The sequence below is a fragment of the Streptomyces sp. NPDC020845 genome (assembly GCF_044334165.1).
In the GTDB taxonomy this organism is placed as follows: Bacteria; Actinomycetota; Actinomycetes; order Streptomycetales; family Streptomycetaceae; genus Streptomyces.
The window spans coordinates 1-26,773 of sequence record NZ_JBIRSJ010000012.1 but is presented as its reverse complement, the minus strand read 5'-3'; the positions used below and the strand labels follow the sequence as shown (position 1 = coordinate 26,773).

At 72.3% G+C, this 26,773-nt stretch carries 26 protein-coding genes, 1 pseudogene and 1 riboswitch; of the genes and pseudogenes, 22 read left to right on the top strand and 5 right to left on the bottom strand.

What is annotated here, in order from left to right; translation table 11 throughout:
- Positions 1–29: 29 nt before the first annotated feature.
- The 12 genes from rplS to ACH4U7_RS30630 all read left to right on the top strand — a co-directional run bounded on the left by rplS (position 30) and on the right by ACH4U7_RS30630 (position 10,206).
- Positions 30–380 carry a 50S ribosomal protein L19 gene (gene rplS, locus ACH4U7_RS30685; protein WP_014176061.1) on the top strand — a complete coding sequence of 117 codons (351 nt, stop codon included), beginning with the start codon at positions 30–32 and terminating at the stop codon, positions 378–380.
- Positions 381–442: 62 nt separating this feature from the next.
- The gene (gene lepB / locus ACH4U7_RS30680) at positions 443–1,228 is read left to right on the top strand and encodes a signal peptidase I (RefSeq protein ID WP_398531048.1); all 786 of its coding nucleotides are present in this window, start codon (positions 443–445) and stop codon (positions 1,226–1,228) included.
- On the top strand, positions 1,221–2,480 hold the full coding sequence (lepB, locus tag ACH4U7_RS30675; RefSeq protein ID WP_398531047.1) for a signal peptidase I: 1,260 nt from the start codon (positions 1,221–1,223) through the stop codon (positions 2,478–2,480). The genes lepB (ACH4U7_RS30680) and lepB (ACH4U7_RS30675) overlap by 8 nt, the downstream gene beginning before the upstream one ends.
- Positions 2,377–3,477 carry a signal peptidase I gene (gene lepB, locus ACH4U7_RS30670; protein WP_398531046.1) on the top strand — a complete coding sequence of 367 codons (1,101 nt, stop codon included), beginning with the start codon at positions 2,377–2,379 and terminating at the stop codon, positions 3,475–3,477. Before lepB (ACH4U7_RS30675) ends, lepB (ACH4U7_RS30670) begins: the two co-directional genes overlap by 104 nt.
- A 62-nt stretch (positions 3,478–3,539) precedes the next feature.
- Positions 3,540–4,307 carry a signal peptidase I gene (gene lepB, locus ACH4U7_RS30665; protein WP_398531045.1) on the top strand — a complete coding sequence of 256 codons (768 nt, stop codon included), beginning with the start codon at positions 3,540–3,542 and terminating at the stop codon, positions 4,305–4,307.
- Positions 4,300–4,815: an NUDIX hydrolase gene (locus tag ACH4U7_RS30660; protein ID WP_398531044.1), complete on the top strand. Its 516-nt coding sequence runs from the start codon at positions 4,300–4,302 to the stop codon at positions 4,813–4,815. The genes lepB (ACH4U7_RS30665) and ACH4U7_RS30660 overlap by 8 nt, the downstream gene beginning before the upstream one ends.
- Before the next feature lie 39 nt (positions 4,816–4,854).
- Positions 4,855–5,163 carry a DUF2469 domain-containing protein gene (locus tag ACH4U7_RS30655; protein ID WP_004944840.1) on the top strand — a complete coding sequence of 103 codons (309 nt, stop codon included), beginning with the start codon at positions 4,855–4,857 and terminating at the stop codon, positions 5,161–5,163.
- A gap of 83 nt (positions 5,164–5,246) precedes the next feature.
- Positions 5,247–5,606: a YraN family protein gene (locus tag ACH4U7_RS30650; protein WP_358643726.1), complete on the top strand. Its 360-nt coding sequence runs from the start codon at positions 5,247–5,249 to the stop codon at positions 5,604–5,606.
- Positions 5,606–7,231 carry a YifB family Mg chelatase-like AAA ATPase gene (locus ACH4U7_RS30645; RefSeq protein ID WP_398531043.1) on the top strand — a complete coding sequence of 542 codons (1,626 nt, stop codon included), beginning with the start codon at positions 5,606–5,608 and terminating at the stop codon, positions 7,229–7,231. Before ACH4U7_RS30650 ends, ACH4U7_RS30645 begins: the two co-directional genes overlap by 1 nt.
- Before the next feature lie 278 nt (positions 7,232–7,509).
- Positions 7,510–8,613 (top strand): DNA-processing protein DprA, encoded by a 1,104-nt coding sequence (gene dprA / locus ACH4U7_RS30640; protein WP_398531331.1) that lies wholly within the window; start codon positions 7,510–7,512, stop codon positions 8,611–8,613.
- A gap of 129 nt (positions 8,614–8,742) precedes the next feature.
- Positions 8,743–9,576 (top strand): RNA polymerase sigma factor WhiG, encoded by an 834-nt coding sequence (gene whiG / locus ACH4U7_RS30635; RefSeq protein ID WP_398531042.1) that lies wholly within the window; start codon positions 8,743–8,745, stop codon positions 9,574–9,576.
- A gap of 75 nt (positions 9,577–9,651) precedes the next feature.
- Positions 9,652–10,206 carry a TetR/AcrR family transcriptional regulator gene (locus ACH4U7_RS30630; RefSeq protein ID WP_398531330.1) on the top strand — a complete coding sequence of 185 codons (555 nt, stop codon included), beginning with the start codon at positions 9,652–9,654 and terminating at the stop codon, positions 10,204–10,206.
- On the opposite strand, the gene ACH4U7_RS30625 is transcribed toward ACH4U7_RS30630, so the two are convergent.
- On the bottom strand, positions 10,175–11,140 hold the full coding sequence (locus ACH4U7_RS30625) for a murein hydrolase activator EnvC family protein (protein ID WP_398531041.1): 966 nt from the start codon (positions 11,138–11,140) through the stop codon (positions 10,175–10,177). The two genes, ACH4U7_RS30630 and ACH4U7_RS30625, sit on opposite strands and share 32 nt — an antisense overlap.
- A 342-nt stretch (positions 11,141–11,482) precedes the next feature.
- Between ACH4U7_RS30625 and rpsB the strand changes: the two genes are divergently transcribed.
- From rpsB to ACH4U7_RS30580, 9 genes are all read left to right on the top strand, one after another.
- Positions 11,483–12,409 carry a 30S ribosomal protein S2 gene (rpsB, locus tag ACH4U7_RS30620; RefSeq protein ID WP_398531040.1) on the top strand — a complete coding sequence of 309 codons (927 nt, stop codon included), beginning with the start codon at positions 11,483–11,485 and terminating at the stop codon, positions 12,407–12,409.
- 98 nt (positions 12,410–12,507) lie between these two features.
- A complete protein-coding gene (gene tsf, locus ACH4U7_RS30615; protein WP_014176048.1) occupies positions 12,508–13,344 on the top strand; it encodes a translation elongation factor Ts in 837 nt (278 codons plus the stop codon).
- A 183-nt stretch (positions 13,345–13,527) separates the two neighbouring features.
- A complete protein-coding gene (gene pyrH, locus ACH4U7_RS30610; RefSeq protein WP_014176047.1) occupies positions 13,528–14,310 on the top strand; it encodes a UMP kinase in 783 nt (260 codons plus the stop codon).
- Between the two features lie 104 nt (positions 14,311–14,414).
- A complete protein-coding gene (gene frr, locus ACH4U7_RS30605; protein ID WP_089510938.1) occupies positions 14,415–14,972 on the top strand; it encodes a ribosome recycling factor in 558 nt (185 codons plus the stop codon).
- Positions 14,972–16,186, top strand: coding sequence for a phosphatidate cytidylyltransferase (locus ACH4U7_RS30600; RefSeq protein WP_398531039.1), 1,215 nt, complete (start codon positions 14,972–14,974; stop codon positions 16,184–16,186). Before frr ends, ACH4U7_RS30600 begins: the two co-directional genes overlap by 1 nt.
- Positions 16,187–16,267: 81 nt before the next feature.
- Positions 16,268–17,374 (top strand): 23S rRNA (adenine(2503)-C(2))-methyltransferase RlmN, encoded by a 1,107-nt coding sequence (rlmN, locus tag ACH4U7_RS30595; protein WP_353595324.1) that lies wholly within the window; start codon positions 16,268–16,270, stop codon positions 17,372–17,374.
- A gap of 60 nt (positions 17,375–17,434) precedes the next feature.
- Positions 17,435–17,539, top strand: a riboswitch (TPP riboswitch).
- A complete protein-coding gene (locus tag ACH4U7_RS30590; RefSeq protein WP_398531038.1) occupies positions 17,534–18,613 on the top strand; it encodes a thiamine ABC transporter substrate binding subunit in 1,080 nt (359 codons plus the stop codon). Its footprint overlaps the riboswitch before it by 6 nt.
- Positions 18,614–18,702: 89 nt before the next feature.
- Positions 18,703–20,316 carry an ABC transporter permease gene (locus tag ACH4U7_RS30585; RefSeq protein WP_398531329.1) on the top strand — a complete coding sequence of 538 codons (1,614 nt, stop codon included), beginning with the start codon at positions 18,703–18,705 and terminating at the stop codon, positions 20,314–20,316.
- Entirely contained in the window at positions 20,316–21,347 is a 1,032-nt protein-coding gene (locus tag ACH4U7_RS30580; RefSeq protein WP_398531037.1) for an ABC transporter ATP-binding protein, read from the top strand. Before ACH4U7_RS30585 ends, ACH4U7_RS30580 begins: the two co-directional genes overlap by 1 nt.
- 94 nt (positions 21,348–21,441) lie before the next feature.
- On the opposite strand, the pseudogene ACH4U7_RS30575 reads toward ACH4U7_RS30580, so the two are convergent.
- Positions 21,442–21,768 (bottom strand): annotated as a pseudogene (locus ACH4U7_RS30575) (histidine kinase); the annotation flags it as partial.
- Positions 21,769–22,093: 325 nt separating this feature from the next.
- Between ACH4U7_RS30575 and ACH4U7_RS30570 the strand changes: the two are divergent.
- Positions 22,094–23,281, top strand: a complete 1,188-nt coding sequence (locus ACH4U7_RS30570) for a glycosyltransferase family 4 protein (RefSeq protein WP_398531328.1) — start codon at positions 22,094–22,096, stop codon at positions 23,279–23,281.
- On the opposite strand, the gene ACH4U7_RS30565 is transcribed toward ACH4U7_RS30570, so the two are convergent.
- The 3 genes from ACH4U7_RS30565 to ACH4U7_RS30555 all read right to left on the bottom strand — a co-directional run bounded on the left by ACH4U7_RS30565 (position 23,214) and on the right by ACH4U7_RS30555 (position 26,449).
- Entirely contained in the window at positions 23,214–24,392 is a 1,179-nt protein-coding gene (locus ACH4U7_RS30565; RefSeq protein ID WP_398531036.1) for an LOG family protein, read from the bottom strand. The two genes, ACH4U7_RS30570 and ACH4U7_RS30565, sit on opposite strands and share 68 nt — an antisense overlap.
- A gap of 78 nt (positions 24,393–24,470) precedes the next feature.
- Positions 24,471–25,739 carry a hypothetical protein gene (locus tag ACH4U7_RS30560; protein WP_398531035.1) on the bottom strand — a complete coding sequence of 423 codons (1,269 nt, stop codon included), beginning with the start codon at positions 25,737–25,739 and terminating at the stop codon, positions 24,471–24,473.
- Positions 25,721–26,449 carry an ABC transporter ATP-binding protein gene (locus ACH4U7_RS30555; RefSeq protein ID WP_398531034.1) on the bottom strand — a complete coding sequence of 243 codons (729 nt, stop codon included), beginning with the start codon at positions 26,447–26,449 and terminating at the stop codon, positions 25,721–25,723. Before ACH4U7_RS30555 ends, ACH4U7_RS30560 begins: the two co-directional genes overlap by 19 nt.
- Positions 26,450–26,773: the final 324 nt, after the last annotated feature.

Below are 26,773 nucleotides of genomic sequence, written 5' to 3'. Positions count from 1 at the left end.
TGTGGCATCAGCGAGGAAAGCAGACGATCATGTCTCATGTGCTCGACACTGTCGACGCCGCGTCGCTGCGCAGCGACATCCCGACCTTCCGCCCCGGCGACACGGTCAACGTCCACGTCCGCGTCATCGAGGGCAACCGCTCCCGTGTCCAGCAGTTCAAGGGCGTCGTCATCCGCCGCCAGGGCTCTGGTGTGCGCGAGAGCTTCACCGTCCGCAAGGTGAGCTTCAGCGTCGGCGTCGAGCGCACCTTCCCGGTGCACACCCCGATCGTCGAGAAGATCGAGGTCGTCACCCGCGGTGACGTCCGCCGCGCCAAGCTGTACTACCTGCGCGACCTCCGCGGTAAGGCCGCGAAGATCAAGGAAAAGCGCGACAACTGAGTTTTGCGCGACAACTGAGCTACTGCCGGACGGCACAGGCGGGCCGGATAGGCTCTGGCCTGATGGAGACCGACGCCCAGCTCTCAGAGCGCGATCGCTCCTCCCGTTCCCCCGAGGGACAGGAGGAGCGATCGCGCTCTTCGCGTACGCGGCGGGGGCTCGGCCGGCTGATCGGGGGCGGGCCCTGGCGGCGGGCCGGTGTGCTCGCGGCGGTCTGCGCCGTCTTCGTCCTTCTGCTGAGCGCCTTCGTCGTACAGCCCTTTCTGATCCCCAGCGGATCGATGGAGAACACGTTTCGGCCCGGAGACCGGGTCCTGGTGAACAAGCTGGCGTACCGTTTCGGTGATACGCCGCGCCGCGGTGACGTCATCGTGTTCGACGGAACCGGGTCCTTCGTCCAGAAGGAGCCGTCCCAGAATCCGGTGGTGGCGCTGCTGCGTGGCGCGGCCGCGGCGGTCGGGCTGGCCGAACCGGCCGAGACCGACTACATCAAGCGTGTCGTGGGTGTGGGTGGTGACCGGGTCAGGTGCTGCGACAAGCGGGGGAGGATCGAGGTGAACGGGAAGCCGGTGGACGAGGACTACCTGTTTCCGGGGGATGCCCCGTCACAGGTCCCGTTCGACATCGTGGTGCCCGAGGGAAGGCTGTGGGTCATGGGGGACCACCGCAGTGATTCCAGGGACTCACGGGACCACCTCGGCGAGCCGGGCGGAGGCACGGTCCCGGTCGACAAGGTGATCGGACGCGCCGACTGGATCGGCTGGCCGGTCGGCCGCTGGAGCGGAGTACACCGCCCGGGGGCCTTCGGACAGGTACCGGACCCGGCCCCGGGCGGCGCACATGGGTAACCGCGGACGGTCCCGGCACGGGACCCGTCGCCCCGGCTCCGGCCGCCTGGGCTCCGGCCGTCTGGGCTCGGACCACACGGGCTCGGGCCCCGGCACTCCTGGCTACATCCCCGGCTCGGGCCCCGTGCACAGCGCGGACGCGCCGCGTACGGGGCCGCGTCTGGGCGGGCGCGCGGAGCGGCGCAAGGTCCAGCGCCGTATCAAGCGCAGGCGGCGCCGTTCGGCCATGAAGGAGATCCCGATCCTGATCGGCGTGGCGCTGGTGATCGCCCTGGTGCTCAAGACCTTTCTGGTCCAGGCGTTTGTGATCCCGTCGGGCTCGATGGAGCAGACGATCAGGATCGGCGACCGGGTGCTGGTGGACAAACTCACACCATGGTTCGGCTCGAAGCCGTCGCGCGGGGATGTGGTGGTGTTCAAGGACCCCGGAGGCTGGCTCGAGGACGAGCGGAAGCCGCCCAAGGAAGATCCGGTCGTCATCAAGCAGGCCAAACAGTTCCTGACCTGGATCGGACTGCTTCCGTCCTCGAACGAGCAGGATCTGATCAAGCGGGTGGTCGGGGTCGGCGGCGACACGGTCGCCTGCTGTGACAAAGACGGCCGGGTGACGGTCAACGGCACGCCGCTGAACGAGCCGTATCTGCACCCGGGTAATGTGCCCTCGGAGCGCCGGTTCAAGGTGACTGTCCCTCAGGGGCGGATCTTTGTGATGGGCGATCACCGGGCCAATTCGGCGGACTCGCGGGTCCATCTGGACGAGCCTGACCAGGGAACCGTCTCGGACGACCTGGTCGTCGGCCGGGCCATCGTGATCGCGTGGCCCTTCGGCCACTGGCAGAGCCTGGAAGAACCTGAGACATATGCCTCAGTGAAGGACGCGCCGAGCGGGGCGACGCAGGCACGCGGCTCGCCGCATAGGCTGTCCTCGGACCAGCAAGGGTTGGTCCAGCTCCCGACCCCTGCGGAACTCCCGCTCGTTATGGGAGTGGTGGGCCTGCGCCGTTCGTGGCGTGGGCGGCAGCGCGGCGTGAGGAGTGAATGTGGGGGATTTGGCGGTCGGCGCTCGATCCGGTCACGAAGAGCCCGAGAGGCAACCGGGGGGGAGCGAAGAGCCACCGGTGAACGGGGCGCGCCCGGCCGATGCGCCTATGGGCGGGGCCCCCGAGACGTTCGAGGCGCCGGGGGGCTCCGGTGCGACGGACGCCGCGGCCGCCTCCCAGGGCGGTTCACCGGCCGCTCCCGGCTCCGCTGACGTTCCAGGCTCCGCTGAGTCTCCCGTCTCCCTCGGCAAGCCGGGCTTCTCGGCCTCCGCCGGCTCCTCGGGTTCCCCGGATCCCTCGGATACTCCTGGTGCCGAGGACCGGGCGGGGGACGGGCCTGGCGAGGACAGGGACGGCGAGGACAAGGACGGGGAGAACAGCGCCAAGGATGAGGACGGTGCCAAGGACGACGCCAAGAAGACGCGCTCGTTCTGGAGAGAGCTGCCGATCCTCGTCGGCATCGCGCTGCTGCTCGCCCTGCTGATCAAGACGTTCCTGGTGCAGGCGTTCTCCATCCCCTCCGACTCCATGCAGAACACGCTGCAGCGCGGCGACCGGGTGCTGGTGGACAAGCTGACCCCGTGGTTCGGCGCCGAGCCGGAGCGCGGCGAGGTCGTCGTCTTCCACGATCCGGGCGGCTGGCTGGGCGAGACCCAGCAGTCCGACTCGGGCCCGCTCGCCAAGGGCGTTCAGCGAGTGCTCAGCTTTATCGGCCTGATGCCGTCCGCGGAGGAGAAGGACCTGATCAAGCGGGTCATCGCGGTCGGCGGGGACACGGTCGAGTGCCAGAAGGGCGGACCGGTCAAGGTCAACGGCAAGGCGCTGAACGAGCGTGACTACATCTTCCCCGGGAACACGCCCTGCGACGACAAGCCGTTCGGCCCGATCAAGGTGCCCAAGGGCCGGATCTGGGTGATGGGCGACCACCGCCAGGACTCGCTGGACTCGCGCTACCACCAGAATCTGGACAATGGCACGGTCTCGGTGGACAAGGTCGTCGGGCGGGCCATCGTGGTCGCGTGGCCGATCGACCGCTGGTCGACCCTCTCCGTCCCCGGCACCTTCGACCAGCCGGGGCTGAGCGCGGCGGCCTCCATGGCCCCCTCGGCGCTCGGGTTCGCGGGCGCGGTCCCGATCGTTCTGTGGCGCCGCCGCAGGCTCGTCCGCAAGGCGCGCGGGACGCTGCCTGAGGTCCGTACCGCCGGGTAGGGTGCTGACGACCTGGGGTGCGATGGGGATCGACCTCTGCTACGTGAGGCAGGAGCACTGGAATGAGCGGAGCCCGGCAGGTCGGAGGGGGCGGCAGGGGGCTTGGGAGCGTCCTGTCCGGAGCGGCGGTCGCCGTCGGCTGTGTGCTCTTCCTGGGGTCGTTCGTCTGGGGCGCGGTGCTCTACAAGCCGTACACCGTCCCGACCGATTCGATGTCGCCGACCATCGGCCGGGGCGACCGCGTGCTGGCGGAGCGAATAGACGGCGACGAGGTGCGCCGTGGCGACGTGGTCGTCTTCAAGGACTCGGTCTGGGGCGATCTGCCGATGGTGAAGCGGGTCGTCGGTGTCGGCGGGGACACGGTCGCGTGCTGTGACAAGCAGGGGCGGCTGACGCTGAACGGCAAGCCCCTCGATGAACCGTATCTGCACACCAAGGGGTCGGCCTCGCCCACCGTCTTCTCGGCGAGGGTGCCCAAGGGGAAGCTGTTCCTGCTGGGCGACCACCGCAACGACTCCCTGGACTCCCGTGTGCATCTGACCGACGGCGCGGACGGAGCCGTCCCGCGCAGCGCGGTGAGCGGCCGGGTGGACGCCACGGCCTGGCCGCCGGACCTGGGGATGCTGGACCGGCCGGAAGCCTTCAAGGCGCTGTCTGGTGGCGTCTCACAGCCGGGGCCGCTGCGACTCATCCTGATCTCCGCCGTGGTCGGCGCGGTGCTCATCCTGGGCGGCGCGGCGTACGGGCCGCTGGCGCGCCGGATCGGGCGCGGCGGCAAGCGGGGCGAGGAGCGGCGCGGGAAGACGACGAAGGCGGCGACCGGTGTCTGAGGGGACAGGCGCGGAGGGCCGGGGCGAAGACCTGCGGAAGGTCGCCCGGGTGGTCCTGCTCGACCCGCACGACAGGATTCTGCTGATCCACGGCTTCGAACCCGAGGACCCGTCGACGACCTGGTGGTTCACCCCCGGCGGCGGGCTGGAGGGCGATGAGAGCCGCGAGCAGGCGGCGCGCCGGGAGCTGACGGAGGAGACCGGGATCACACAGGTGGAGCTGGGGCCCGTGGTGTGGCGGCGGGTGTGCTCCTTCCCGTTCGACGGCCGACGCTGGCATCAGGACGAGTGGTACTACCTGGCCCGTACGGGCCAGACCGCGACGTGGACCGGCGGCCATACCGAGCTGGAGCGGCGCAGCGTCACGGGGCTGCGGTGGTGGACGGTCGAGGAGCTGGCGGCGGTACGAGAGCCGGTGTACCCGTCACAGCTCGTGGGGCTGTTGCGTAGGCTGCTCGACGAGGGACCCCCGACTGTGCCGGTGATCCTGGAGACTGAGCGCGTCTGACGCACAATGGGGGGACGCACGGCTGAAGGGGAACATGCCATGAGCGCCGAGGACCTCGAGAAGTACGAGACCGAGATGGAGCTGAAGCTCTACCGGGAGTACCGCGATGTCGTCGGTCTGTTCAAATATGTGATCGAGACTGAACGGCGTTTCTATCTCACGAATGACTACGAGATGCAGGTGCACTCGGTGCAGGGTGAGGTGTTCTTTGAGGTCTCCATGGCCGACGCCTGGGTCTGGGACATGTATCGACCGGCCCGCTTCGTGAAGCAGGTACGCGTCCTGACATTCAAGGACGTGAACATCGAGGAGCTGAACAAGAGCGATCTCGACCTTCCGAGTGGCTGAGTTGTCCACAACCAGTCGGTTGTCCACAAAGATCCAATAATTCGGCGCCGAGCCGTCACAGTCGGTGACGGAGGTGGTGCCGAATGAACGCCCGAGGAGCGCTCGGACGCTACGGCGAGGATCTGGCGGTGCGTCGGCTGTCCGAGGCCGGGATGACCGTCGTGGAGCGGAACTGGCGGTGCCGGGACGGAGAGATCGACATCGTCGCCCTGGACGCCGGGGCGCTGGTGGTGTGCGAGGTCAAGACGCGCCGCCTCGGCGGCTATGAACACCCGATGGCGGCCGTCACCCCCGGCAAGGCCGACCGACTGCGGCGGCTGGCCGAGCGCTGGCTGGAGCGGCACGGCGGCCCGCCTCCGGGCGGGGTGCGAATCGATCTGATCGGCGTGGTGCTGCCCGAGCGCGGCGCGCCGGTGGTCGAGCATGTGCGGGGGGCGGCCTGATGGGGTTCGCCCGCACCTGCTCGGTCGCCCTGGTCGGGGTCGAGGGCGTGGTGGTGGAGGTCCAGGCCGATCTGGAGCCGGGCGTCGCCACCTTCACACTGGTCGGCCTGCCCGACAAGAGCCTGGTCGAGAGCCGTGACCGGGTCCGCGCGGCCGTCGTGAACTCCGGCGCCGACTGGCCGCAGAAAAAGCTCACGGTGGGGCTCAGCCCGGCGTCCGTCCCCAAGGGCGGCAGCGGCTTCGACCTGGCCGTGGCCTGCGCGGTGCTCGGGGCCGCCGAGCGCATCGACCCACGGGCCATCGCCGACCTGATGATGATCGGCGAGCTCGGACTGGACGGCCGGGTCCGCCCGGTGCGCGGGGTGCTGCCCGCGGTGCTCGCTGCCGCCGGGGCCGGATACCGGCAGGTGGTCGTCCCGGAGCAGACGGCGGCCGAGGCGTCCCTGGTGCCGGATGTCTCGGTGCTCGGCGTGCGGACCCTGCGTCAGCTGATCGCCGTGTTGACGGACGCACCGGTGCCCGACGAGGAGGAGCTGCCCGAGGAGGGCCGCCCCGACCCGATGCTAGCCGGGCTGAGCTTGGCGGGCGCCGGTATGGGCGTCGGCGTGGCGGCCCACGCGGGGACGGCCGCCGACCGCCGCCCCGACCTGGCCGAGGTCGCCGGTCAGCGAGCCGCGCGCAAGGCCCTGGAGGTCGCCGCGGCCGGAAGCCACCATCTCTTCCTGGCCGGCCCGCCCGGCGCGGGCAAAACCATGCTCGCCGAGCGGCTGCCCGATCTGCTGCCCCCGCTCACCCGGCGGGAGTCCCTGGAGGTGACCGCCGTCCACTCGGTGGCCGGGATCCTCCCGCCCGGCCAGCCGCTGGTCGCCGCGCCGCCGTACTGCGCACCGCACCACTCGGCCACCATGGCCTCCCTGGTCGGCGGGGGAAACGGGCTGCCGAGGCCGGGCGCGGTCTCGCTCGCACACCGAGGCGTGCTCTTTTTGGACGAGGCGCCCGAATTCAGCGCCCAGGTGCTCGACGCGCTGCGCCAGCCCCTGGAGTCCGGCCATGTGGTGGTGGCCCGCTCGGCCGGCATGGTGCGCATGCCCGCGCGCTTTCTGCTTCTGCTGGCCGCCAACCCATGCCCCTGTGGGCGCCACTCGTACATCGGCGACGGCTGCGACTGCTCGCCCGCGACGGTCCGCCGCTATCAGGCGCGGCTCTCCGGGCCGCTGCTGGACCGGGTGGACCTGCGGGTCCGGGTCGAGGCGGTCAGCCGGGCCGAGCTCACCGGGGCCCCGGGCGTCGGGGAGAGCACCGCGGTGGTCGCGGCCAGGGTGCGCGAGGCGCGGGAGCGCGCCGCCGCGCGCTACGCCGACACCCCCTGGCGCACCAATAGCGAGGTGCCGGGCCATGAGCTGCGCACCCGCTGGTACGCCGGCCCCGGGGCGCTGCGCGAGGCCGAGCGCGACATGGAGCGCGGGCTGCTCACCGCCCGCGGCCTCGACCGCGTGCTGCGGGTCGCCTGGACCGTCGCGGACCTGGCGGGCCACGACCGGCCGGAGGCCGAGGACGTGGCGCAGGCGCTGCAACTGCGCACCGGCGTCAGCCGTGGCGTTCCGGCCGGGGCGGTGGGGTTCTGATGGCCGGCCCGCGGGAGGGCCGGGGGCCGGTGTCGGGCCCGGGCCGCCGGAGCGTGGCTGGGGCTGGAGCTGGGGGTGAGGCGGCCAGGGCCGGGAGCGAGGCCGAGGCCGCGGGTGCGGGCGGCACTGGGACCGCGGTGGGACCGGGGGCAGAGGCCGGGACTGCGACAGGGCCGGTGCCTGGGGCCGGGTCCGGGGGTGTGGCGGAGGAGGAGCGCTTGGCGCGGGCCGCGCTCACCCGGCTGGTGGAGCCGGGGGACGAGACGGTGGGGCGCTGGCTGCGCGAGATGGGGCCGGTGGCGCTGCGGCGGGCGCTGTGCGGGGCCGGTGAGCCGCCGCCCGGGGCGAGCGCGGAGCGCATCGCCGGGTGCCGGCTGCGGGCCGAGAGCCTGGACCCTGCCGGGGACCTGGCCGTCGCCGCCGCCCGCGGCGGACGGTTCGTATGCCCCGGCGACCTGGAGTGGCCCGGTCAACTCGACGACCTGGGCGACGCCCGCCCGGTCGGGCTGTGGGTGCGCGGTCGTCCCTCGCTGCGGATGTGGGCGCTGCGCTCCGTCGCCGTGGTGGGCGCCCGGGCCTGTAGCGACTACGGCGCGCATGTCGCGGCGACGCTCGGGGCCGGGCTCGCCGAGCGGGGCTGGGTGGTGGTCTCCGGTGCGGCCCATGGTGTGGACGGCGCCGCGCACCGCGGCGCGCTGGCGGCAGACGGGGCGACCATCGCCGTACTCGCCTCCGGCGTCGACATCCCCTACCCCCGGGGCCACGCCGAGTTGATCGAGCGGATCGCGGAACAGGGCCTGGTGCTGGCGGAGTTACCGCCCGGCACGCATCCGACCCGCAGCCGTTTTGTGCTGCGCAACCGGGTCATCGCCGCGCTCACCCGCGGCACGGTCGTCGTCGAGGCCCAGTACCGCAGCGGGTCCCTGGTCACCGCGCGCCGGGCGCTCAAGCTCGGGCGGCACACCATGGGCGTGCCGGGCCCGGTCACCAGCGGGCTCTCCTCGGGGGTTCATGAACTGCTGCGCGGGGAGGCCGTTCTGGTCACCGACGCGGCTGAAGTGGCCGAGCTGGTGGGCGGCATCGGGGAGCTCGCGCCCGCGCGGCAGGGGCCACTGGTGGAGCGGGACCTGCTCGATCCCGTGACGGCACGCGTCCTGGAAGCGTTGTCGGCACAGGGCGGCAGCGATGGACGCGAGGTCGCCCGGGACTCGGGGACGAGCTGCGAGGAAGCGTTGAGCCGGCTGTATGAGCTGCTCGCCCTGGGTTTTGTCGAACGACATGGCGACCGTTGGGAGTTGGCTCCGACGGTTCGCCGGAACGACAGCACACGGCGAGGCGATCCCCAGATTTGGGGCAATCGGGTGAAAGGGTTGAGGCGATGACCGTATCCGCACACCGCCGAGCCGACTCCCTTCGCATACCGCGATGGCTCAGTCACGCTACGCTCACTAGGTTTCCGGCGGAAGCGCACCTCCTCACCCACGTCATGGCAGAACGGCACAAGGCGACGAATGCCCCAGCACATCTCCGGGTCTGACCGCGCGGCGCCGACCCCTGCCCGCGGCGCGGTGCGTCCCGCCGCCCCGTCATCGCTCGACGAGCTGTGGCGGTCCTACAAGTCCACGGGCGACGGTCGGCTCCGGGAGCAGCTGATCCTCCACTACTCGCCGCTGGTGAAGTATGTGGCGGGGCGGGTCAGCGTCGGGCTGCCGTCCAATGTCGAGCAGGCCGACTTCGTCTCCTCGGGCGTCTTCGGACTCATCGACGCCATCGAGAAGTTCGACCCCGAGCGGGCCATCAAGTTCGAGACCTACGCGATCACCCGGATCCGTGGCGCGATGATCGACGAACTGCGGGCGCTGGACTGGATCCCGCGCTCGGTCCGCCAGAAGGCCAGGGCGGTCGAGCGGGCCTACGCCACGCTGGAGGCGGCCCTGCGCCGCACCCCTTCGGAGGCCGAGGTGGCCGCCGAGATGGAGATCGGCCTCGATGAACTGCACGGGGTTTTCAGCCAGTTGTCGCTGGCCAATGTGGTCGCCCTCGAAGACCTGCTGCACGCCGGCGGGGAGGGCGGAGACCGGCTGAGCCTCATGGACACCCTGGAGGACACCGCCGCCGACAACCCCGTGGAGGTGGCCGAGGACCGCGAGCTGCGCAGGCTGCTCGCCCGCGCCATCAACACGCTCCCCGAGCGGGAGAAGACCGTGGTCACCCTCTACTACTACGAGGGGCTGACGCTGTCCGAGATCGGCCAGGTCCTCGGGGTCACGGAGAGCAGGGTCAGCCAGATCCACACCAAATCCGTGCTGCAGCTGCGGGCCAAGCTGGCCGACGTCGGACGCTGAATCGTCCCGGCAGTATCGCTCCCACCACGGGGCCTTTCGTAAAGTGGTGGCGTGCCCAGGATTCGAGCGGCCTCAGTGGCCGAGCACCGGACGATGCAGCGCGACGCCCTGCTGGACGCCGCCCGCTCCCTGCTGTCCGAGGGTGGTACGGAGGCATTGACCTTCCCCGCCCTCGCCGAGCGCACGGGCCTTGCGCGGTCCTCCGTCTACGAGTACTTCCGATCCCGCGCGGCCGTGGTCGAGGAGCTGTGCGCGGTGGACTTCCCGGTCTGGGCCGCCGAGGTCGAGGCGGCCATGGAGCGGGTCGACTCGCCCGAGGCGAAGATCGAGGCCTATGTGCGCCAGCAGCTGGCGCTGGTCGGCGACCGCCGCCACCGCGCCGTTGTGGCGATCTCTGCCGGGGAGCTGGACGCGGGCGCCCGCGAGAAGATCCGGGCCGCGCACGGCGGGCTGATCGCCATGGTCGTCCAGGCCCTCGGCGAGCTCGGCCATGAGCAGCCGCGGCTGACCGCGGTGCTGCTGCAGGGCGTCGTGGACGCCGCGGTCCGCCGGATCGAGCTCGGCGCCGAGGACCCCGCGGGCGTCACGGAAGCGGCCGTCACCATGGCCCTGCACGGCGTGCGCCCCTGACGACCGCCCGCCCGGTGCCCGTCGCCCGCGCCCGGCGCAGACGCCCCCCAGCCCAGGCCGCCGCGCCCGCCAGCACGGTGGCCGAGGCCAGACCCACGGGGTCGGAGGGCCCCGCGGTGCGCGAGGCGAGGGTGTAAGGCGGCGTACGGCCGTCGGCCGTATACGACGTGCTCCGGGTGCTCGCTCCCGGCGGGGCGCCCGTTCGCTGCCGGGCGTCGGCTTCCTCCGGGACGTCCGGCCCCTCCGGGACGCCGAAGACCGGCAGCAGCCGGGAGGGGCCGTGGCGCAGCATCGAGGGGGTGAGCAGCGACAGCGGGTCCAGATAGCGGTCCCCGCGGCGCAGGCCCCAGTGCAGACAGCCGGACGGGCAGTGGAAGGGGCCCGCGCTCAGGGCGCCCACCACCTGGCCGGCCCGCACCCGCTCGCCCTTGGCCACCACGGTCCGTACCGGCTCGTATGTCGTGCGCAGCGGCGGGCGGCCGGTGCCCGACAGCTCGATGGTGAGCACTCCGCGGCCCGCGACCTGGCCCGTGAAGGACACCCGGCCCGCAGCCGCCGCCCGCACCGGCCGGCCGGTGCGGGCCGCCAGATCCACCCCGCGGTGGCCCGCCGCCCAGGGGGTGGGTGGCGGCTCCCAGCCCCGCAGCACCGTCGGTCTGCCCGCGCCCGACTCCGGCCCCACCGGCCAGGCCCGCCCGTCACGGGCCGAGGCCCCCGCGGCCGTGGTCGACTCGGGCGCCATGACCGACTCCGGCGCCATGGTCGACTCCGACGCGGCGGCCGGCCAGGCCGACAGCGGCGGGATCGCGCCGAGTAAGACCATGAACGGCAAGGTCAGCAGGGTCAGCAGCAACGTCGGCAAGGTCGGCGGAGGCCGGTCCGGGGCCCGGTCGGAGGCCGGGCCGACGGTCGGGGCAGCGGTGTGCGGTCGCATGGAGACACGGTGACGCGACTCGCCCGATTCGCGTGGATCATGGCCACGATCTGGGGACTACTCACGGGTTGTGGATATCGCCGTCACCCGGCACCGCACGGGTCCCGTACACTTCTTGTGGCGATCCGGGTCACCGGGTCGACTTCGCACGCCCCGCCACCGGCACCCCGATCGGCCTCGATCCACCCATCGATACCGCTCGAAGAGCACGGCGGCCGCGTCCCTCGGTCCTCGGACGAGCCCTCCGCAAGGCAAGGGCCCAGCCCGTGGCAGACGCGCCGGGGCGTCAGGCGCGGCAGCCGCCCGGCCGCCGCGGAACCGAGCACTTCAAGGAGTACGGCCATGGCCGTCGTCACGATGCGGGAGCTGCTGGAGAGCGGCGTCCACTTCGGGCACCAGACCCGCCGCTGGAACCCGAAGATGAAGCGTTTCATCTTCACCGAGCGCAACGGCATCTACATCATCGACCTGCTCCAGTCGCTGTCGTACATCGACCGCGCCTACGAGTTCGTCAAGGAGACCGTCGCCCACGGCGGTTCCATCATGTTCGTCGGCACGAAGAAGCAGGCCCAGGAGGCGATCGCCGAGCAGGCGACCCGCGTCGGCATGCCGTATGTCAACCAGCGCTGGCTGGGCGGCATGCTCACCAACTTCTCGACCGTCTACAAGCGTCTGCAGCGCCTCAAGGAGCTCGAGCAGATCGACTTCGAGGACGTGGCCGCCTCCGGCCTCACCAAGAAGGAGCTGCTGGTCCTCTCGCGCGAGAAGGCCAAGCTGGAGAAGACCCTCGGCGGTATCCGCGAGATGCAGAAGGTGCCGAGCGCCGTCTGGATCGTCGACACCAAGAAGGAGCACATCGCCGTCGGTGAGGCGCGCAAGCTCCGCATCCCGGTCGTCGCGATCCTCGACACCAACTGCGACCCGGACGAGGTCGACTACAAGATCCCGGGCAACGACGACGCGATCCGCTCGGTCACCCTGCTCACCCGCGTGATCGCCGACGCGGTCGCCGAGGGCCTTATCGCCCGCTCCGGTGTCGCCACCGGTGACGAGAAGGCCGGCAAGGCCGCCGGTGAGCCGCTCGCCGAGTGGGAGCGCGACCTGCTGGAGGGCGAGAAGAAGGCCGACGAGCCCGAGGCGGCCAAGCCCGCTGAGGCCGAGCAGCCGGCCGCCGCCGAGGCCGAGCAGCCGGCCGCCGCCGAGCAGCCGGCCGCCGCCGAGCAGCCGGCCGCCGCCGAGGCCCCGGCCGCGGACGCCGAGCAGGCCTGACCACTCGGACCACGTGTGACGGCGGGGGACGGTGCCTTGGCACCACCCCCGCCGTTCCCCCGTAGAGCTTTCGACTTTCGAGAAGAGATTCACAGATCATGGCGAACTTCACCGCCGCTGACGTCAAGAAGCTCCGTGAGCTCACCGGCGCCGGCATGATGGACTGCAAGAAGGCGCTGGACGAGGCCGATGGCAGCGTCGACAAGGCCGTCGAGGTCCTGCGCGTCAAGGGCCAGAAGGGCGTGGCCAAGCGCGAGGGCCGCAGCGCCGAGAACGGCGCCGTCGTCTCCCTCATCGCGGACGACAACTCCTCCGGTGTGCTGGTCGAGCTGAAGTGCGAGACCGACTTCGTCGCCAAGGGTGACAAGTTCATCGCCGCCGCCAACGCCATCGCCGCCCACGTCGCCAAGACCTCCCCGGCCGACCTGGAGGCCCTGCTCGCCTCCGAGATCGAGCCCGGCAAGACCGTCCAGGCGTACGTCGACGAGGCCAACGCGACGCTCGGCGAGAAGATCGTGCTGGACCGCTTCGCGCAGCTCTCCGGCGGTTACGTCGCCGCGTACATGCACCGCACCATGCCGGACCTGCCGCCGCAGGTCGGTGTGCTGGTCGAGCTGGACAAGGAAGACGCCACGGTCGCCAAGGACATCGCGCAGCACATCGCCGCGTTCGCGCCGAAGTTCCTGAGCCGTGACGAGATCTCGGCCGAGACCGTCGAGAACGAGCGCCGCGTGGCCGAGGCCACCGCCCGCGAGGAGGGCAAGCCCGAGGCCGCCCTGCCGAAGATCGTCGAGGGTCGGGTCACCGGCTTCTTCAAGGAGAACGTCCTGGTGGACCAGCCGTTCGCCAAGGACAACAAGAAGACCGTCCAGAAGATCCTGGACGAGGCCGGTGTCACGCTCAAGGGCTTCGCGCGCTTCCGCGTCGGCGTCTGAGCGTAGGCGTCTGAGCGTCGGCGCACGAGCCGAGCAGCGAATGACCGGCGACCCCGATAGGGTCGTAGGCAGCCAACCGTCAACCGGTCGGCCGCAGATGTGACGAGGAGGCCATTGCCGCAGAGGTCGAACAAGGACCCGTCCGGCAATGGCCTTCTTCGTATGTGCACGAGGAGATCTCCAATGAATCAGGGCGCGGGCGCCGGACAGGCCGCCGACGAGAAGAACGCTCAGGGCAGGGTCAAACGCCGTCGGTTCCTGCTCAAGCTCTCCGGTGAGGCATTCGCCGGAGGCGGAGGGCTCGGGGTCGACCCGGATGTCGTGCACGCCATCGCCCGTGAGGTCGCCGCGGTCGTCCGGGACGGCGCAGAGATCGCCATCGTCATCGGTGGCGGCAACTTCTTCCGCGGCGCCGAGCTGCAGCAGCGCGGCATGGACCGGGCCCGCTCGGACTACATGGGCATGCTGGGCACGGTCATGAACTGTCTCGCCCTCCAGGACTTCCTGGAGAAGGAGGGCATCGACTCCCGCGTCCAGACCGCCATCACCATGGGCCAGGTCGCGGAGCCGTACATTCCGCTGCGCGCGGTGCGCCATCTGGAGAAGGGGCGCGTGGTCATCTTCGGCGCGGGCATGGGCATGCCGTACTTCTCGACGGACACCACCGCGGCCCAGCGGGCCCTGGAGATCCATGCCGAGGCCCTGCTCATGGGTAAGAACGGAGTGGACGGGGTGTACGACTCCGACCCCGCGCGGAACCCGGACGCGGTGAAGTTCGACGCCCTGGAGTACGGCGAGGTGATCACCCGGGACCTCAAGGTCGCCGATGCCACCGCCGTCACGCTCTGCCGCGACAACAAACTGCCGATCCTCGTCTTCGAGCTTCTCGCCGAAGGAAACATCGCGCGTGCGGTGAAGGGTGAGAAGATCGGCACGCTCGTGAGCGACCAGGGCTCCCGGGCCTGACGGCTCATACGGGGGATGGACAACGGCCTGCCGGTCGGACACCGTGCAGGAGAAGACGCACGCAGGGGCGAGGCTCTGCTTACTGATAACACCAGGAGCAAGTGGTGATCGAAGAGATCCTCCTCGAGGCCGAGGAGAAGATGGAGAAGGCCGTTGTGGTCGCCAAGGAGGACTTCGCCGCGATCCGCACCGGGCGTGCGCACCCGGCGATGTTCAACAAGATCGTGGCCGACTACTACGGAGCGATGACGCCGATCAACCAGCTGGCGTCGTTCTCGGTGCCCGAACCGCGGATGGCCGTGGTGACCCCGTTCGACAAGAGCGCGCTGCGCAATATCGAGCAGGCCATCCGCGACTCCGATCTGGGCGTCAACCCGAGCAATGACGGCAGCATCATCCGGGTGGTGTTCCCGGAGCTCACGGAACAGCGCCGCAAGGAATTCATCAAGGTCGCCAAGGGCAAGGGCGAGGACGCGAAGATCTCGATCCGCAGCGTCCGCCGCAAGGCCAAGGAGTCCATCGACAAGCTCATCAAGGACGGCGAGGTCGGGGAGGACGAGGGCCGCCGTGCGGAGAAGGAGCTCGACGACACCACCGCGAAGTATGTCGCGCAGGTGGATGAGCTGCTCAAGCACAAGGAAGCCGAGCTCCTCGAGGTCTGATGAACGACTCATCCTGGGGGGCTCCGCCGAGCGCCCGCCTCCGGGGACCGGCCCAGCAGGGACCTCCTCCCTCGCTTCGCGGCAAGGTGCCCTCGCCCTCGGCGGGTCCCGCGCACGACGTGGGCGAGGCGGCGCAGACTCGGCCCATGCCCACCGTGCCCCACGCTGGCGGAGACCCTTGGGATGCCGCCGACCGTGACCGGGGGGCCGCTCGGCCGAGCGGCCCCCTGTTCCGCGACGACCGGGAGCCGGAGCGCGGGCCGCGCCGGCCCGCGGCACACCCGCCGACGCCCCCGGACCACCCCGACGCCATGCCCTCCGGCAGCGCCGCTCAGCCCGGCGAGCCGGGCGGCGCAGACCGGACGGGGAGCGCAGACGTGACGGGCGATGCGAAGAAGAAGAGCGCGGGCCGCAATCTGCCCGCCGCGATAGGGGTGGGCGTCGGCCTCGGCGCGCTGGTCGTCGCCTCGCTCTTCATTTACAAGCCGGTGTTCATCGGCGTCATAGCGGTCGCGGTGGTCGTCGGCCTGTGGGAGCTGACCTCGCGGCTGGCCGAGCGCAAGGACATCCACGTCCCGCTGGTGCCGCTCGCCGTGGGCGGCGTCGCCATGGTGGTCGCCGGTTATGTGCGCGGTGCGGAGGGCGCGTGGGTGGCCGTCACGCTGACCGCCCTGGCGGTGCTCGTCTGGCGGATGACCGAGCCGCCCGAGAACTACCTCAGGGATGTCACGGCCGGCGTCTTCGCGGCCTTCTATGTGCCGTTCCTGGCCAGCTTTGTCGCGCTCATGCTCGCCGCCGACGACGGGCCGCGGCGAGTGCTCGTCTTTCTGCTGCTGACCGTGGTCAGCGACACCGGTGCGTACGCGGTGGGCTGGCGCTTCGGCCGCCACAAGCTCGCGCCGCGCATCAGCCCCGGCAAGACCCGCGAGGGGCTGCTGGGCGCGATCGCCTTCGCCATGGTCGCGGGCGCGCTGTCCATGCAGTACCTGATCAAGGACGGCGCATGGTGGCAGGGGCTGTTCCTCGGGCTCGCCGTCGCGGTCAGCGCGACCCTCGGCGACCTCGGCGAGTCCATGATCAAGCGTGACCTGGGCATCAAGGACATGGGCAAGCTGCTGCCCGGCCACGGCGGGATCATGGACCGGCTGGACTCCCTGCTGCCCACCGCGCCCGTGGTCTGGCTGCTGATGGTGGTCTTCGTGGGCGGCGGCTGACCGGCCCCACGCCCCGGCCGTTACGGCCTCGTGCCACGTGTGGCACGAGGCCGTACGCACGTCTGCGACACTGGTTGAACCATGCCCAAGCCCGGAGAACTCACATTCGTCGCGCCGCGCGGAGCCAAGAAGCCCCCGCGGCATCTCGCCGACCTCTCGCCCGCCGAGCGCCGCGAGGCCGTCGCCGCCCTCGGCGAGAAGCCCTTCCGGGCCGGCCAGGTATCGCGCCACTACTTCGCCCGCTACAGCCACGACCCGGCCCAGTGGACCGACATCCCGGCCGCCGCGCGCGAGAAGCTGGCGGCCGGGCTGCTGCCGGACCTGATGAGCGTGGTGCGCCACATCAGCTGCGACGACGACACCACCCGTAAGACCCTGTGGCGGCTGTTCGACGGCACGCTCGTGGAGTCCGTGCTGATGCGCTACCCGGACCGGGTCACCATGTGCATCAGCTCCCAGGCGGGCTGCGGCATGAACTGCCCGTTCTGCGCCACCGGCCAGGCGGGCCTGGACCGCAATCTGTCCACCGCCGAGATCGTGCACCAGATCGTCGACGGGATGCGGGCGCTGCGGGACGGAGAGATCCCCGGTGGCCCGGCGCGGCTGTCCAACATCGTCTTCATGGGCATGGGCGAGCCGCTTGCCAACTACAACCGCGTGGTCGGCGCCATCCGCAGGCTGACCGACCCGGAGCCGGACGGCCTCGGCCTGTCCCAGCGCGGCATCACCGTCTCGACCGTCGGGCTGGTGCCGGCGATGCTGCGGTTCGCCGACGAGGGCTTCAAATGCCGGCTCGCGGTGTCGCTGCACGCGCCCGACGACGAGCTGCGCGACACCCTCGTCCCGGTCAACACCCGCTGGAAGGTCCGCGAGGTTCTGGACGCCGCGTGGGAGTACGCGGAGAAGTCGGGCCGTCGCGTCTCCATCGAGTACGCCCTGATCAGGGACATCAATGACCAGGCATGGCGGGCCGACCTGCTGGGGCGGCTGCTCAAGGGCCGTCGGGTGCACGTCAATCTGATCCCGCTCAACCCGACGCCCGGCTCCAAGTGGACCGCGTCCAGGCCCGAGGACGAGAAGGCGTTCGTGGCCGCCCTGGAGGCACACGGCGTGCCCGTGACCGTCCGGGACACCCGGGGGCAGGAGATCGACGGGGCGTGCGGGCAGCTGGCGGCGGCGGAGCGCTGAGGGCCGGCTGATACGGTGCCCTGGCACCACCTCGCGCATACATCCATCTCGTACAAGTGAACATTCCGACAGGGGAGCGCGAACAGCGCTGAGAGTGCGGCTCGGCCGCAGACCCTCGGACCTGATCCGGGTCATACCGGCGTAGGGAGTCAGCCTCATATGAACAGCCGTCTTCGGCATGCCGTCGCCGCCGCCCTCTTCGGCTCGCTCGGCCTCACCACGCTCGTCGCCTGCGGCGAGGACTCCGGCTCCTCCAAAGGCTCCGGCTCCAAGACCGTGAAGCTGGTCTCGCACGACTCGTTCGCCGCGTCGAAGGCCGTGCTGAGGGAGTTCACCAGGCAGACCGGCTACAAGGTGCAGGTCCTGCCGGGTGGCGACGCCGGGGCGGCCGTCAACCAGGCGATACTTTCCAAATCGCATCCCCAGGGCGACGTTTTCTTCGGGGTCGACAACACCCTGCTCTCCCGCGCGCTCGACAACGACCTGTTCACCCCTTACCAGGCCAAGGGCCTGGACAAGGTCCCGGCGGCCCTCCAGCTCGACGCGGCCGAGCACCGCGTCACCCCGGTCGACTTCGGCGACATCTGCGTCAACTACGACCGCAAGTACTTCGCCGACAAGAAGCTGGCCCCGCCGAAGACCCTCGACGACCTGACCAAGCCCGCCTACAAGAACCTCCTGGTCACCGAGAACGCGGCCACCTCCTCGCCCGGCCTCGCGTTTCTGCTGGGCACGGCCGCCCGGTACGGCGACGACGGCTGGCAGGGCTACTGGAAGAAGCTCAGGGCCAACGGCGTCGAGGTCGTCGACGGCTGGGAGCAGGCGTACTACGACCGCTTCTCCGGTTCGGCCGGCGGCGCCAAGGGCGACCGGCCGCTGGTCGTCTCGTACGCCTCCAGCCCGCCCGCCGAGGTCGTCGACGCCAAGCCGCGGCCCGCGCAGGCCCCTACGGGGGTCGCGACGGGAACCTGCTTCCGGCAGGTGGAATTCGCCGGACTGTTGAAGGGTGCTTCGAACTCCAAGGGCGGCAAGGCGCTGCTGGACTTTCTGCTGACCAAGCGTTTCCAGGAGGACGTGCCGCTCAACATGTACGTCAACCCGGCCCGCGAGGACGCGAAGCTGCCCGAGCTGTTCACGAAGTACGGCGTGAAGATCGCCGACTCGGCCACCCTGGACCCCCGGAAGATCGCCAAGAACCGTGACCAGTGGGTCAAGGCATGGTCCTCGCTCGTCCTGTAAAGCGCCCTGCCACCGCGCCGGATGAGGCGAAGGAGCGCACCGGGCGGCGGCGCGCGCGGCTGCGCGGGGCGGCGCTGCGGCTGGCCCTGATGGCCGTGCCCGCCGCCTTCTTCGCGCTGTTCTTCGTCTATCCGGTGGCCGCCATCGTCACCCGCGGGCTGCGCGTCGACGGTCAGTGGCGGCTGGGCCGCATCGGCGATGTGCTCACCGACCCGGCCGTCCTTGACATCCTGTGGTTCACCGGCTGGCAGGCCGCCGCCTCCACCGTCCTGACGCTGGCGGTCGCGCTGCCCGGCGCGTATGTCTTCGCCCGCTTCGCCTTCCCCGGCAAGCGGCTGCTGCGCGCCGTGGTGACCGTCCCCTTCGTCCTGCCGACCGTCGTCGCGGGCTCGGCGTTCCTGGCCCTGCTCGGCCACGGCGGGCTGCTGGACAGCCTGTGGGGGGTGCGGCTCGACACCTCCGTATGGGCGATCCTCCTCGCGCACGTCTTCTTCAACTACGCGGTGGTGGTACGGACCGTCGGCGGGCTGTGGGCGCAGCTCGACCCGCGGCAGGAGGAGGCCGCGCGCGTCCTCGGCGCGAGCCGCCTGGCCGCGTGGCGGCGGGTGACGCTGCCGGCGCTGGCGCCCGCCGTGGCGGCAGCCGCCCTGATGGTCTTCCTGTTCACCTTCACCTCCTTCGGCGTCATCCAGATCCTCGGCGGCCCCCGGTACGCCACCCTGGAGGTCGCGATCTACCGGGAGACCGCCCAGCTGCTCGACCTGCCGACCGCCGCCGTGCTGACGCTGGTCCAGTTCGCGGCCGTGGCCGCGGTCCTGGCCCTGCACGCGTGGACCGTACGGCGCCGCGAGGGCGCCCTGAAGCTGGTCGCCCCCGAACAGACCGCGCGCCGCCCCCAGGGCGCGGCCCAATGGGCGCTGTTGTGGGGCGTGCTCGCCGTCGTGGCGTTGCTGATCCTGCTGCCGCTCGCGGTCCTGGTCGAACGGTCCCTGGACGCCCCCGGCGGCTACGGACTCGACTACTACCGCGCCCTCCAGTCGGTGGCGGACAGCGGCGGGACGTTTTTCGTCGCTCCTATGGACGCCGTTTGGAACTCCCTGCGCTACGCCGCCGTGGCGACCGTCTTCGCGGTCGTCGTGGGCGGCTTGGCGGCGGCCGCCTTGACCAGGAAGGCGGGCAGACTGGTGCGGGGCTTCGACGCGCTGCTGATGCTGCCGCTCGGCACCTCCGCCGTCACCGTCGGCTTCGGCTTTCTCATCGCCCTGGACGAGCCGCCGCTGGACCTGCGCGCCTCATGGATCCTCGTACCGCTCGCGCAGGCCCTGGTGGGAGTGCCCTTCGTCGTACGGACCATGCTGCCCGTGCTGCGTGCGGTGGACCACCGGCTGCGCGAGGCGGCGGCCGTGCTCGGCGCGTCCCCGCTGCGGGCCTGGCGGGAGGTGGACCTGCCACTGGTCGGGCGGGCCCTCGGGGTCGCGGCGGGCTTCGCCTTCGCCGTCTCGCTCGGCGAGTTCGGGGCGACGGTGTTCATCGCCAGGCCCGACCACCCGACCCTCCCGGTCGCCGTCGCCCGCTTCCTCGGCCGGGCCGGGCAGCTCAACTACGGCCAGGCCATGGCCCTGAGCACGATTCTGATGCTGGTGTGCGCGGGCTCCCTGCTGGTACTGGAGCGGATCCGCACCGACCGTTCGGGGGAGTTCTGATGACGCTGCTGCGACTGGACGAGGTGACGGTCCGCTACGGCGAGCGGGCGGCGCTGGATGCCGTGGACCTCGAGGTCGCCGAGCACGAGACGGTGTCGGTGCTGGGGCCAAGCGGCGGCGGCAAGTCCACGCTGCTGCGCGTGGTGGCGGGCCTGGAACGGGCCCACACCGGCCGGGTGTGGCTGGCCGGGCGGGACCAGACGGGGGTGCCCACCCACCGGCGCGGCGTGGGCCTGATGTTCCAGGACCACCAGCTCTTCCCGCAGCGGGACGTGGGCGGCAACGTCGCCTTCGGGCTGCGCATGCGCAAGGTGGCGCGCGCCGAGGCGGAGCGCCGGGTCGCCGAACTGCTGGAACTGGTCGGCCTGCCGGGCGCACAGCGCCGCGCGATCGCCTCGCTGTCCGGCGGCGAGCAGCAGCGGGTCGCGCTGGCCCGCGCCCTGGCCCCGCGGCCCAAGCTGCTGATGCTGGACGAGCCGCTGGGCCAGCTCGACCGCGGGCTGCGGGAGCGGCTGGTGGTCGAACTGCGCCAGCTCTTCGGCGAACTGGGCACCACGGCCCTCGCGGTCACCCACGACCAGGGGGAGGCGTTCGCGCTCGCGGACCGGGTGGTGGTGATGGACGGCGGGCGCATCGCGCAGACCGGCACCCCGCTGGAGGTTTGGCAGCGGCCCGCCACCGAGTTCGTCGCCCGCTTCCTCGGCTTCGACAACCTGGTTGACGCCACCGTGCACGGCGAGAGAGCCGACACCCGCTGGGGCGAGGTGCCCGTGCCCGACGGCACCCCGCCCGGGCCGTGCCGGCTGCTGGTCCGCCCGGCTGGGGTGCGGCTCACCTCCCCCGAGAAGGGCCTGCCCTGCACGGTGGCGGCGCGCACCTTCCGCGGCGACCGCGTGGCCCTCGTCCTCCAACCCGCGGGCGCGCCGCGCCTGGAGGCGGCGTGCGCGCTGCGGGACGCGCCGAAGGAGGGGGAGCGGGTCGGCGTCGCGTTCGACGCGGACGACGTGGTGGTGCTGGGCGCGGGCTCGTAACCCGCACCGCGTGCAGCAGTTCGGGGAAGGTCGCGTCCTTGAGGAGGAAGCCGCTGGCCCCGGGGGCCGTCCTCGGCCTCCGCCACCACCTCGATGCCCCGGGGGCGTGCCGCCGCGCGTTGGTCAGCGCCTCCTGCGCGATGCGGTAGGCCGACAGCTCCCAGGACGCGGGGCGCGCGACCCGCTCACCGCTGATCCGCAGCTCCGCCATCGAGGAGCGCGCGGACGCCGCGATCTGCTGGAACCCCTCGCGGGCCGGCGGGGTGAGCCCGGGGACGGCGTACGTCGCGCTCTCGGCCTGCACGGCGATCATCGACACCGAATGGGCCACCAGGTCGTGGATCTCGCGGGCGATGGCCGCCCGTTCGGCCTCGGCCGCCTGCCGCCGCTCCATCGCGATCAGCCGGGCCTGGACCGCCGCCACATCAGCGACGCGGCGGCCATCAGCACACTCACGGCGATCACCCATGAGTGCCACGGGACAGCGCAAGCTCCGTGGCCGCGCAGCAGGCGGGGGCGTCGGCCCAGGCGCGCGTCCGCCGCCCGTGGAGGTGCGCATGGCGTCACCCTTCGTACCGCGGCGGCGGGCCGCGTCACCGTACGGGTTGATACTCGGGCCCCGTCTTCCGCCCACGGCGTGACCCCTTGTCACACCACGGCGTGATACCGGAGTTACCTCCTGCGTGTGACGCGGCGGGGCAGGGTCGTTCGTAGCCTCGGGCCGTATGACCGAGCAGCCACGCGGGATGCCGCGCACCCTCGTGATCACCAATGACTTTCCGCCGCGCCAGGGTGGTATCGAGACCTTCGTCCAGGCCATGACCAGCCGCTTCCCACCGGAGGCTGTCGTCGTCTACACCTCGTCCGAGCCGGGCGCGGCCCCGTACGACGCCGGCCTGCCCCACCTCGTCGTCCGCGACGGGGCCCGCACGCTGCTGCCCACCCGGCGCGCCACCAGCCGCGCGGTGGAACTGGCCCGCCGCCACCGCTGCGACAGCGTGTGGTTCGGCGCCGCCGCGCCCCTGGGGCTGATGGCCGGGCGGCTGCGCCGCGAGGCGGGGGTGCGCCGGATCGTCGCCACCACGCACGGCCACGAGGTGTGGTGGGCGCGCACCCCGGGAACCCGCGCGCTGCTGCGCCGCGTCGGGGCCGGGGCGGACACCGTGACCTACCTCGGAGCCGCCACTCGCGCGCCCGTCGCCGCCGCCCTGGGGTCCGCCGCCGCGGCCCGGATGACCCGGCTGGTCCCCGGAGTCGACACCTCCGCCTTCCGCCCCGGGCTCGACGCGCGGATCGTACGCGAGCGCCACCGGCTCGCCGGTCGGCAGGTGATCCTGTGCGCCGCCCGGCTCGTCCGGCGCAAGGGCCAGGACGCGCTCATCCGGGCCCTGCCGCTGGTGCGCCGGGCCGTGCCCGGAGCCGTTCTGCTGCTCGTCGGCGACGGCCCGTACGCGTACGGGCTGCGCCGGCTCGCCGACGTACACGGCGTCAGGGACGCCGTGGTCTTCGCGGGCGGGGTGCGGCACCGCGCGATGCCGCCCTATTACGCCGCCGCCGACGTCTTCGCGATGCCGTGCCGCACCCGCAAGGGCGGCCTGGAGGTCGAGGGCCTGGGCATCGTCTTCCTGGAGGCGGCCGCCGCCGGGCTGCCGGTGCTCGCCGGGGACTCCGGCGGCGCGCCGGACGCCGTCCGGGACGGCGATACCGGGCATGTCGTCGACGGCCGCGCCACCCGCGCCATCGCCGACCGGCTGATCGCGCTGCTCCAGGACCGGCCCGCCGCCCGGGCCATGGGCGAGAAGGGGCGGGCCTGGGTGCGCCAGGAGTGGAGCTGGGACGCCTCGTACCGGACGCTGGCCCGGCTGCTCAGCCCGCCGAAGACGCGGCCGGGGACGCCGCCCGGGACGCTTCCACCGACGCCCCCAGCGAAATGAGCGCGCCCGGAGCCTCGTCCACCGAGTCCACCAGCGCGATCCGGGCCTTCATGGGCCTGCCCTCGGCAAGCGCCTCCAGCAGCGGCCAGGTCGGCAGGCGGCGCGTCCAGTGGTCGCGGTCCACGAGCACCATCGGCGTCGGCTCGCCGCGCGACTCGTAGTAGTTCGGCGTCGCGTTGTCGAAGATCTCCTGTACGGTCCCGGCGGCGCCCGGCAGGAACACCACCCCCGCGTTCGACCGCGCCAGCAGGCCGTCCTCGCGCGTGGCGTTGGCGAAGTACTTCGCTATGTGCGAGGCGAACGCGCTGGGCGGCTCATGCCCGTAGAACCAGGTGGGGATGCCGACCGACGCGCCGCCGTCCGGCCACCGCTCGCGCACCGCGAAGGCCACCTCGGCCCACTCGCCGACGGACGGCCGGAAGGAGGGGGCCTTGGCGAGCAGTTCAAGGGACTCGTCGAGCATGTCGTCGGCGAACGGGGCCGCGTACGCGCCCAGGTTGGCCGCCTCCATCGCACCAGGCCCGCCGCCGGTCGCGACCGTGAGCCCGGCCCGCGCCAGGGCCCGCCCGAGCCGGGCCGCGCCCGCGTAGCCCTCGGAGCCGCGCTCCAGGGCGTGGCCGCCCATCACGCCCACGACCCGGGCCCCGGCGAGGAGTTCGTCGAGGGCGTCGGAGACGGCGTCGTCGTGGATGGAGCGCAGCATCGAGGAGAAGATGTCGCCGTCGGCCTTGGTGCGCTGGAACCAGGCGTACGCCAGCGCGTCAGGCGTCCCCGCGTAGCCCCGCTCCGCCAGCCCCTCGAACAGCTCCTGCGGCGAATAGAGGGTGCCGCGATACGGGTCGAACGGAAGACCGGGCACCGGCGGAAAGACCAGCGCGCCGCCGGCCCGCACCTTGGCGGCGGCCTCCGGCTCCATCGGGCAGCCGAGGAAGACCGCCTCGGCGGTGTCCGTGTCGAGCAGCGCCCGCGTACGGCCCGTCAGGTCGACGGACTGGACGCGGTAACCGGCCAGGGTGCCGCGCGTCACGACCTCGTCGAACTCCCGCAGGGACTCGATCTCCCGGTCGGGGCACGGGTCTTGGGCGGCGGTGGAAGCGTCGTCGGTCAGCACGGCGACATGCTACTGGCGGCGCTGCGCGCGGTCTCGTCCCGTACGGCCCCAGTCCCGTGTTCCGTACGGCCGGGCTGGTCAGCGGTGGAACGGAAGCGTGCTCAGCTCCGCGATCGCCCAGGTCAGCGGCGTCAGCAGGACCAGCAGCGCCAGCCCGCGCAGGGCCGCGGCGCCGCGCAGCAGGCGCGGGGGCGTGCCCAGCCGCAGCAGGGCGTCCGTCGTCCCGCCCCGCGCGCTCTTCGCCTCGAGCGCCGCCGTGAGCACCGAGGCGGTGGCACACATCACGATCAGGGCCGCGCCCAGGCCGGTGAGCGGGCCGAAGGGGCGGTGCCCGGACGGGCCGGAGCCGGTGCCGTACAGCTCGACCGCGGCGTACGCGCCGGTGGCGACGGCGCACAGCACGCCGACCGAATGCCCCAGGCGCCCCGCCTCCTGCTGCAACACCCGCCCGGCCAGTAGCCGCAGCGCGCCCGGGCGCCCGGCGGCCAGCAGTCTGCCGCACAGATGGGTGAGGCCGGGCCCGGCCAGCACCAGCCCGACCGCCGTCAGCGCCCAGCCGCCCACCACGCCGGGCGGGCTGCCCCCGAGCCCGCCGGGCAGCGGCAGCAGCGCGTCGGACGGAGGGGGCGGGCCGCTGTCCGCATTGTCGGTATATGCCCCCATCGCGATCCCCGCCGCCGTCAGCGCGATCCCCCAGGGCAGCCCCCGGGCTGCGAGCTCCGGCGGTTCGGCGCCGCGCGGCACCCGCTCGGCGCCCCGCGGCCGCGTCCGGCCGCCGGTCAGCGCGCCGCCGGTACGCGCCGCCCGCGCCCGCTGGGCGCCCCGGGGCCACAGTCGGGCGGCGCAGGCGGCGGCCGCCACCGCCGGTACGACGGCGAGCAGCGTGACCGTGGCGGCCGCGGGCAGCGGACGCCCGGTGCCGAGCGGGCCACCCGCCGCCCCGCCCGGCGCATCGGCCCACCGCAGCCACGAGCCGCTCAGATCGCCCCGCAGCTGCAGGAAGGCGAGCAGCGCCAGCGCACAGCCCAGCGCGCACGACAGGGCGGCCGAGGCGGCCGCGAGCAGGGCCGACCTGGCCGGGCCGCCACCGGCCGCCGCGAAGCCCGTGCCGAACGGGACGCTCGGGTCGGCGCGCGCCACCGCGATCGCGAGGTGGGCCGTGGCGGCCAGCGGCACCGCGCACCACAGCAGCCGTACGACCGCTCCGTCGGTCTGGTCGGGGTGCCCGGCCGCGTACCCCATGGCGCACAGCAGCAGAAAGCCCGTGCCCGCCGCCGCGGTGGCGACCAGCGACCGCCGCAGCAGCGCCAGGGGCCGGGCGCCGCGGGCTAGGCGGAGACTGAGCACGCGGACCTGCCCTCGGCCTCGGGGGAGTTGACCGCGCCCACCCGGCGGCCGTCCAGCAGCGCGACGGCGCGGTCCGCGAGGGTGGCCACCTCCTCGTCATGGGTGGCGAGGAGCACCGTGATGCCGTGCGAGCGGGCCGCCGTGGTCAGGGTGCGCAGCACCTGGGCGCGGTCGGCGCGGTGCAGCGGGGCGGTGGGCTCGTCCGCGAACAGCACGGCGGGGGCGGAGGCCAGCGCGCGGGCGATCGCGATGCGCTGGCGCTGCGCCTGGAGCAGCGCGGCGGGGCGGCGTCGGGCGCAGTCGCCGACGTCGAGCCGGTCCAGCCACTCGTGTGCGGCGCTCTTGGCCTCGCGCCGTCCGATGCCGCGCAGCATCAGCGGCAGCGCGGCGTTCTCCCAGGCGGTGAGCTCGGGGATGAGCTGGGGCTCGGTGTCGATCCAGGCGAAGCGGTCGCGGCGCAGCTGTTCGCGGCCGAGCGGGGAGAGGGTGTGTACGGGGGCGCTGTTGAACCACACCTCCCCGCGCTCCGGGACGAGCAGGCCCGACAGGCACTTGAGCAGGGTGGTCTTCCCGCAGCCGCGCGGGCCGGTCACGGCCAGGATCTCGCCGTCGCGGGCGCCGATGGAGACACCGGCGAGGGCGGGCGACCCGCCGTAGGCGTACGTCAGGGTGCGTGCCCAGAGCACGTCGTTGTCCGGCGGAGCCACCATACGAAGCACCTCGCCTCAGCTGCGGTCGTCCGTGCGTTCCCCCAGTTGGGTGAACGAGCGCAGGGCCAATGGGTCACTGGCACGGTAAGGACTCCGTCTGCCGCCCGCGCCCAGGCTCGGCGCGGGCACGCTGTCATTTCCTCCGATCAGCCCTCTGCACGGCCGGTACCGGCGGGGCCGGCAGCGCAGCGGAACACGGAGGCGGCCGTAGCCCTCGGTAGGTCCTGGACCCGCGGACTACTGTGGGTGTCTCACCCATCGGACACCTGACAGGGAGGGGTGGCACGTGACCACCGAACTGCGTCGTCTGCGCAACTACATCGA

Excerpts from the sequence above, each read along its gene's own strand:
- rplS (WP_014176061.1), top strand. The coding sequence starts at position 30 with ATGTCTCATGTGCTCGACACTGTCGACGCCGCGTCGCTGCGCAGCGAC.
- lepB (WP_398531048.1), top strand. The coding sequence starts at position 443 with ATGGAGACCGACGCCCAGCTCTCAGAGCGCGATCGCTCCTCCCGTTCC.
- lepB (WP_398531047.1), top strand. The coding sequence starts at position 1,221 with ATGGGTAACCGCGGACGGTCCCGGCACGGGACCCGTCGCCCCGGCTCC.
- lepB (WP_398531046.1), top strand. The coding sequence starts at position 2,377 with ATGGGCGGGGCCCCCGAGACGTTCGAGGCGCCGGGGGGCTCCGGTGCG.
- lepB (WP_398531045.1), top strand. The coding sequence starts at position 3,540 with ATGAGCGGAGCCCGGCAGGTCGGAGGGGGCGGCAGGGGGCTTGGGAGC.
- ACH4U7_RS30655 (WP_004944840.1), top strand. The coding sequence starts at position 4,855 with ATGAGCGCCGAGGACCTCGAGAAGTACGAGACCGAGATGGAGCTGAAG.
- ACH4U7_RS30650 (WP_358643726.1), top strand. The coding sequence starts at position 5,247 with ATGAACGCCCGAGGAGCGCTCGGACGCTACGGCGAGGATCTGGCGGTG.
- ACH4U7_RS30645 (WP_398531043.1), top strand. The coding sequence starts at position 5,606 with ATGGGGTTCGCCCGCACCTGCTCGGTCGCCCTGGTCGGGGTCGAGGGC.
- whiG (WP_398531042.1), top strand. The coding sequence starts at position 8,743 with ATGCCCCAGCACATCTCCGGGTCTGACCGCGCGGCGCCGACCCCTGCC.
- ACH4U7_RS30625 (WP_398531041.1), bottom strand. The coding sequence starts at position 11,140 with ATGCGACCGCACACCGCTGCCCCGACCGTCGGCCCGGCCTCCGACCGG.
- rpsB (WP_398531040.1), top strand. The coding sequence starts at position 11,483 with ATGGCCGTCGTCACGATGCGGGAGCTGCTGGAGAGCGGCGTCCACTTC.
- tsf (WP_014176048.1), top strand. The coding sequence starts at position 12,508 with ATGGCGAACTTCACCGCCGCTGACGTCAAGAAGCTCCGTGAGCTCACC.
- pyrH (WP_014176047.1), top strand. The coding sequence starts at position 13,528 with ATGAATCAGGGCGCGGGCGCCGGACAGGCCGCCGACGAGAAGAACGCT.
- ACH4U7_RS30600 (WP_398531039.1), top strand. The coding sequence starts at position 14,972 with ATGAACGACTCATCCTGGGGGGCTCCGCCGAGCGCCCGCCTCCGGGGA.
- rlmN (WP_353595324.1), top strand. The coding sequence starts at position 16,268 with ATGCCCAAGCCCGGAGAACTCACATTCGTCGCGCCGCGCGGAGCCAAG.
- ACH4U7_RS30590 (WP_398531038.1), top strand. The coding sequence starts at position 17,534 with ATGAACAGCCGTCTTCGGCATGCCGTCGCCGCCGCCCTCTTCGGCTCG.
- ACH4U7_RS30585 (WP_398531329.1), top strand. The coding sequence starts at position 18,703 with ATGGCCGTGCCCGCCGCCTTCTTCGCGCTGTTCTTCGTCTATCCGGTG.
- ACH4U7_RS30580 (WP_398531037.1), top strand. The coding sequence starts at position 20,316 with ATGACGCTGCTGCGACTGGACGAGGTGACGGTCCGCTACGGCGAGCGG.
- ACH4U7_RS30570 (WP_398531328.1), top strand. The coding sequence starts at position 22,094 with ATGCCGCGCACCCTCGTGATCACCAATGACTTTCCGCCGCGCCAGGGT.
- ACH4U7_RS30555 (WP_398531034.1), bottom strand. The coding sequence starts at position 26,449 with ATGGTGGCTCCGCCGGACAACGACGTGCTCTGGGCACGCACCCTGACG.